Annotated in this window: 6 protein-coding genes; 3 read left to right on the top strand and 3 right to left on the bottom strand. The window is 63.8% G+C overall.

Annotated elements, in window-relative coordinates; genetic code table 11:
* A partial coding sequence (locus tag AC1P6P_RS20330) for an efflux RND transporter periplasmic adaptor subunit (protein WP_481404271.1) occupies nucleotides 1–567 on the top strand: 567 nt, incomplete at its 5' end.
* A complete protein-coding gene (locus AC1P6P_RS20325; protein ID WP_481404270.1) occupies nucleotides 564–3,767 on the top strand; it encodes an efflux RND transporter permease subunit in 3,204 nt (1,067 codons plus the stop codon). The genes AC1P6P_RS20330 and AC1P6P_RS20325, both read left to right, overlap by 4 nt.
* Before the next feature lies 1 nt (nucleotide 3,768).
* Here AC1P6P_RS20325 and AC1P6P_RS20320 read toward each other — a convergent pair whose 3' ends face one another.
* Both AC1P6P_RS20320 and AC1P6P_RS20315 read right to left on the bottom strand, forming a co-directional pair.
* Nucleotides 3,769–4,134, bottom strand: a complete 366-nt coding sequence (locus AC1P6P_RS20320; RefSeq protein WP_481404269.1) for a NifB/NifX family molybdenum-iron cluster-binding protein — start codon at nucleotides 4,132–4,134, stop codon at nucleotides 3,769–3,771.
* Between the two features lie 11 nt (nucleotides 4,135–4,145).
* Entirely contained in the window at nucleotides 4,146–4,523 is a 378-nt protein-coding gene (locus tag AC1P6P_RS20315; RefSeq protein WP_481404268.1) for a rhodanese-like domain-containing protein, read from the bottom strand.
* Between the two features lie 141 nt (nucleotides 4,524–4,664).
* Here AC1P6P_RS20315 and AC1P6P_RS20310 point away from each other — a divergent pair, with 141 nt between their 5' ends.
* Entirely contained in the window at nucleotides 4,665–4,970 is a 306-nt protein-coding gene (locus AC1P6P_RS20310; protein WP_481404267.1) for a DUF134 domain-containing protein, read from the top strand.
* A gap of 3 nt (nucleotides 4,971–4,973) precedes the next feature.
* On the opposite strand, the gene AC1P6P_RS20305 is transcribed toward AC1P6P_RS20310, so the two are convergent.
* Nucleotides 4,974–5,228: a helix-turn-helix domain-containing protein gene (locus AC1P6P_RS20305; protein WP_481404272.1), complete on the bottom strand. Its 255-nt coding sequence runs from the start codon at nucleotides 5,226–5,228 to the stop codon at nucleotides 4,974–4,976.
* Nucleotides 5,229–5,264 lie beyond the last annotated feature (36 nt).

Here is a 5,264-nt window from a genome sequence, read left to right as displayed (position 1 = left end):
GCGTTCTCGGCCCAGCGCGCGGTGGTCAATCAGCAATCGAGCGAGGGCGCGGTGCTGGCGCCGCAGTCCGGTCGCGTCATCACGGTGCCGGTGACGGCGGGGACGGTGCTGATGCCGGGCGATACGGTGGCGACCGTCGCCCAAGGCGATTTCGTACTGCGACTGCAAATTCCCGAACGCCACGCGCGCGACATCAAGGTGGGCCAATCGATCCGCCTTGATGGCGCCGATATCGGCCTCGACGGTCAGCGCTTCGGCCGCGTTCGGCTGGTTTATCCCGAGATCGACAACGGTCATGTCGTCGCCGATGCGACGGTTGCGGAGTTGGGCGATTATTTTGTCGGCGAGCGGGTGCGCGTCTGGGTCAGTGCCGGAAGCCGCGCCGCCATCGTGCTGCCGGTCCATTTCGTGGTGACGCGGTCGGGCATCGATTACGTCCGCCTGTGGACGGGACAGATCATCGACGTTCCGATCCAACGCGGCCGCACCGTTCATCGCCCCGGGCAGCCCGATGCCATTGAGGTCCTGTCCGGCCTCAACGCCGGCGACCGGCTGGTTGCGCCATGAACCTCGGACTTTCCGGCAAGCTGACGCGCGCCACCATCGGCTCGCCGTTGACGCCGCTGTTCCTGATGGCGGCGGTGGTCTTCGGTCTCATCGCGGTCATCACCATTCCGCGTGAGGAGGAACCGCAGATCAGCGTGCCGATGGTCGATATTTTCGTCGCCGCCGACGGCCTGAAAGGTCCCGATGCGGCCGAACTCGTCACCAAGCCGCTGGAAGAGATCGTCAAGGGTATTCCCGGCGTCGAGCATGTCTACAGCCAAACCCAGGACGACCGCGTGGTGGTCACGGCGCGCTTTCTCACCGGCACCAATGAGGACGAAGCGATTGTCCGCGTCCAGGCCAAGGTGCGCGCCAATTACGACCGCATTCCGCTCGGTATTCCCGAACCGCTGATCGTCGGGCGCGGCGTCAACGACGTTGCGGTGGAAGTTCTCACCCTGTCGCCGACGCCGGCAGCCGCGCCGCATTGGAACGAGAAAGACCTTTACCAGCTTGCCGGCAAGGTACAGGCCGAACTCGCCAAGGTCGATAATGTCGGCCTCACATATATTGCCGGCGGATCGGCCGACGAGATCAGCGTTCAGCCCGATCCCGAAAAGCTGGCGCTCTACGGCGTCACGCTGCAGCAATTGGAAGCCAAGATCAAAGGCGCCAATCAGGCGTTCCTCGCCGGCCAGTTGCGCGACGGTGGGCGCACCGTGGAAGCGGTCGCGGGCCAGACGCTGAACGGCCTTCCCGACATCGGCCTCCTGTTGGTGACGACGCGCGACGGGCGGCCGGTCTATGTTCGCGATCTTGCCACCGTCGTGGTTGGCCCCAGCCCGGCGGAGCATCGCGTCTGGTCGATCAATCGCGCCGGCAAGGACTGGACCACGGTTCCGGCGGTATCGATTGCGTTTGCCAAGCGTACCGGCGCCAATGCCGTGGTGGTGGCCGAGCAACTGATCCAGCGCACCAACGCCCTGCGCGGCAGCGTCATTCCCGCCGGCATCAACGCGGACGTCACCCGCGATTACGGCAAGACCGCCAACGACAAGGCCAACGAACTGCTGTTCCATCTAGCCCTGGCGACGGTTTCGATTGTGCTGCTGATCGGCTTCGTGGTCGGCTGGCGCGAGGCGGCGGTAACGCTGGTCGTCATCCCCACGACCATTCTCCTCACGCTCTTCGCCGCCAATCTGATGGGCTACACCATCAACCGCGTGTCGCTGTTCGCGCTGATCTTTTCCATCGGCATCCTGGTCGACGACGCCATCGTGGTGATCGAGAATATCGCGCGGCATTGGGACATGAACGACGGCCGCACCCGCTTGCAGGCCGCGATCGAAGCTGTTGCCGAGGTCGGCAATCCCACCATCGTCGCAACCCTCACCGTGATCGCCGCGCTCTTACCGATGATGTTCGTGTCGGGCATGATGGGCCCTTACATGGCGCCGATCCCCGCCAACGCCTCGGCCGCGATGCTGTTCTCGTTTTTCGTCGCCATGGTGGTGGCGCCGTGGGCGTTGCTGAAACTCGCCGGCAAGGGCACGGGCCCGCTGAAGGATGCGCCGCACAGCGAGGGCGCCATCGCGCGGGTCTATCGCCGCATCGCCTGGCCGATCATCTCCAGCCGCGAGAATTCCAAGAAGTTTCTCCTCTACGTCGCGCTCGCCACCGGCCTGGTGTGCGTGCTGTTTGTGACCAAGAACGTCACCGTGAAACTCCTGCCGTTCGACAACAAGTCGGAACTGTCGGTGATGGTCGATCTGCCGGAAGGCGCTTCGGTGGAAGACACCGCGCGGGTGTTGTTCGAGGCGGCGGCGATCACCCAAGGCCTGCCGGAAGTGACGTCCATCCAGGCTTATGCCGGCACGCCGGCGCCGTTCAACTTCAATGGCCTCGTGCGCCATTCCTATTTGCGCGAAAAGCCCGAGATGGGCGAGCTGCAGGTCAACCTCTCCGACAAATCGGATCGCTCCCGCGCCAGCCACGCCATCGCGCTCGACCTGCGTCGCCAGCTTGCCGCCATCAAGCTTCCCGAAGGTGCCGTGATCAAGGTGGTGGAAGTGCCGCCCGGCCCGCCGGTGCTGGCGACGCTGCTGGCCGAGATTTACGGCCCGGATTCGGCCACCCGCCGCGCCGAAGCGGAGGAGGTCAAAAAGATCTTCAAGTCGGTGCCCTACATCGTCGATGTCGATGATAGTTACGGTAGCCCGCGCCCGCGCCTTCGCATCACCATCGATCAGGACAAGCTTGAATACTTCGGTGTCGAGCAGGCTGACGTCTACGACACGCTGCGCTCGATTCTCGGCGGTGTTGCGGTCGGCTATTCGCATCGCGGCGAGGATCGCGATCCGCTGAAGATCGTGGTGCGGCTGCCGAAGAACGATCTCGAATGGACGCGCAAGCTGGAATCGACGCCGATCCCGGCCAATGCCATTCCCGGCAACAAGGCCGTGGTGGAACTCGGCGACGTGGTCCACATCGAGCGCGAGGCCGGATCGCCGATGATCTTCCGCCGCGACATGCACTATGCCGACATGGTCACCGCCGAGCTGGCAGGGGCGTATGAGGCCCCGATCTACGGCATGGGTGCGGTCGGCGATCGCATCAAAACGCACAACTGGAAGGGCCTGCCACAGCCGCAAATCCTGCTGCACGGCCAGCCGGCGGACGAGACCAAGCCGTCGCTGCTCTGGGACGGCGAATGGGAAGTGACTTATGTCACGTTCCGCGACATGGGCGCGGCGTTCGGCGTGGCGCTGCTCGGCATCTACATCCTGGTCGTGGCGCAATTCGGCTCGTTCAAGCTGCCACTGGTGATCCTGACGCCGGTGCCGCTGACCCTGATCGGCATCGTCATCGGCCATTGGCTGTTCGGCGCGCCATTCACCGCCACATCGATGATCGGGTTCATCGCGCTTGCCGGCATCATCGTGCGCAATTCGATATTGCTGGTCGATTTCATCCGCCACGGCCAGGGGCCGCTCAAAGAGGTGCTGCTCGATGCCGGTGCGACCCGGTTCCGCCCGATTCTGCTAACGGCGCTCGCCGCCATGATCGGCGCGGCGACGATCCTCTCCGACCCGATCTTTCAGGGCCTGGCGATTTCGCTGCTGTTCGGCCTGATGTCGTCGACGCTGCTAACGGTGCTGGTGATCCCGGCGATCTATGTCTGGCTGCGTGATCCCGAACGGCCGCAAGCGGCGCGCGCCTAAGTCAGTGGTGATGATCGCCGCTGCATTCGCAGGCGCCGGCTTCGGTCAGCGGTTTCAGCACGCCCGTCATATAGGCCGCCACGGCGGTCGCAGGCGGGATGTCGCGCGCCACCACCGTAGTAATGCCGCGCGCCAGCATGCGTTCGACAAAACAGCCGCCGGCGCTGCCGGCGATCAGCACTTCCACATTGTCTAGCGGGTGAGCACCGCCCTGGAAATTGTGGATGGTCTGGTCTTCGTTGAGATCGATGCGCGCAACTTCCACGGGGTTTTTGCCGGTTTCGGCTTCGAACACAAGAAAACGGGCGGCGTGCCCGGCATGGCCGGAAATCGACTGGAAATCCTCACTGGCAACGGCAAATTTCACCGGGCTTCTCCTTACTTCTGTGACCACGCCATAAAGCCGCCGTTCATGCTGACGGCGTTCGTATAGCCGTGAGCGACGAGGAACTGCACCGCTTGCGCACTCCTGTGTCCCGAACGGCAATAGACGATCAGCTTTCCCGTCTTGGGCAGCGATGAAAACGTATTGGGAAGAGTGTCGAGCGGCATCAGGATGGCGCCGTCAATATGACCGGCCGCGAATTCCTCGGGGCGGCGCACGTCGACGATGGTGATTTTGCCGCGGAGCCCGATCAGATTCTTGACCTGGGCCGGCTCGATCAGCGGGACCTGCGGCGACGGCGCCGACTGGGCCGAAACAACGCTCGCGAGCGCCAAAGCGGCCGCGACGAACACCGTTTTCAAGCTGGTCATGAAATTCCCTCCGCTGGTCGGGGGCAGGCGCCCCGTTGACGGATACGACGTATAGCGTGATTATGAACGTGCGTTCAATTGTGTCCAGGGTCGCAGGCAGCGTTGCGCCAGCCGATACTCCCGGGCAAAAGTCGGCCCGCCATGAGACCCCGCAAAAGCCGCATCGTCCGCTCCAGTCCTTCCGCCCGCTTTTTCAAGCCGCGCGGCATTCCGCTCTGCGATCTTAAGATTGTGGCGTTGAAGGACGAGGAGTGGGAGGCGGTAAGGCTCGTCGATTACGAGCGGCTCGATCAGGAAACGGCGGCGAAGCAGATGGGCGTATCGCGGCCGACCTTTACACGAGTTCTGGCCGCGGCACGGGCGGCGGTGGCGAAGGCGCTGGCCGAAGGCGCGGCGCTCAAGATCGGCGGCGGCGATTTCAAACGCTGCTGCGACGTCCCAAAATAGGATTCAGTGGCGGACGTCGTCGAGGTCCATGGCTTGAGCGAGAAGGGCGACCTGGGTGCGATTGCGGACGTTGAGCTTGCGCATCAGCTGTGTCATGTGCGCCTTTACGGTCGCTTCGGCGATGCCGAGGCGAAAGGCGATCTGCTTGTTGAGCAGCCCGGAATGAACGCCCTTGAGAATTTTCACCTGCATCGGGGTCAGGCGCATCGGAACGGTATCGACGACGGCGGGCGTGTTCTCTGACGGCATCAAGTCCATGGCCTTCTCCCGTTGCGCGCCCGCGCTGTCATCCTT

Source organism: Rhizomicrobium sp. (assembly GCF_056722145.1).
The sequence above is the reverse complement of the archived record's forward strand: the minus strand, read 5'-3'. Positions and strand labels throughout refer to the sequence as shown.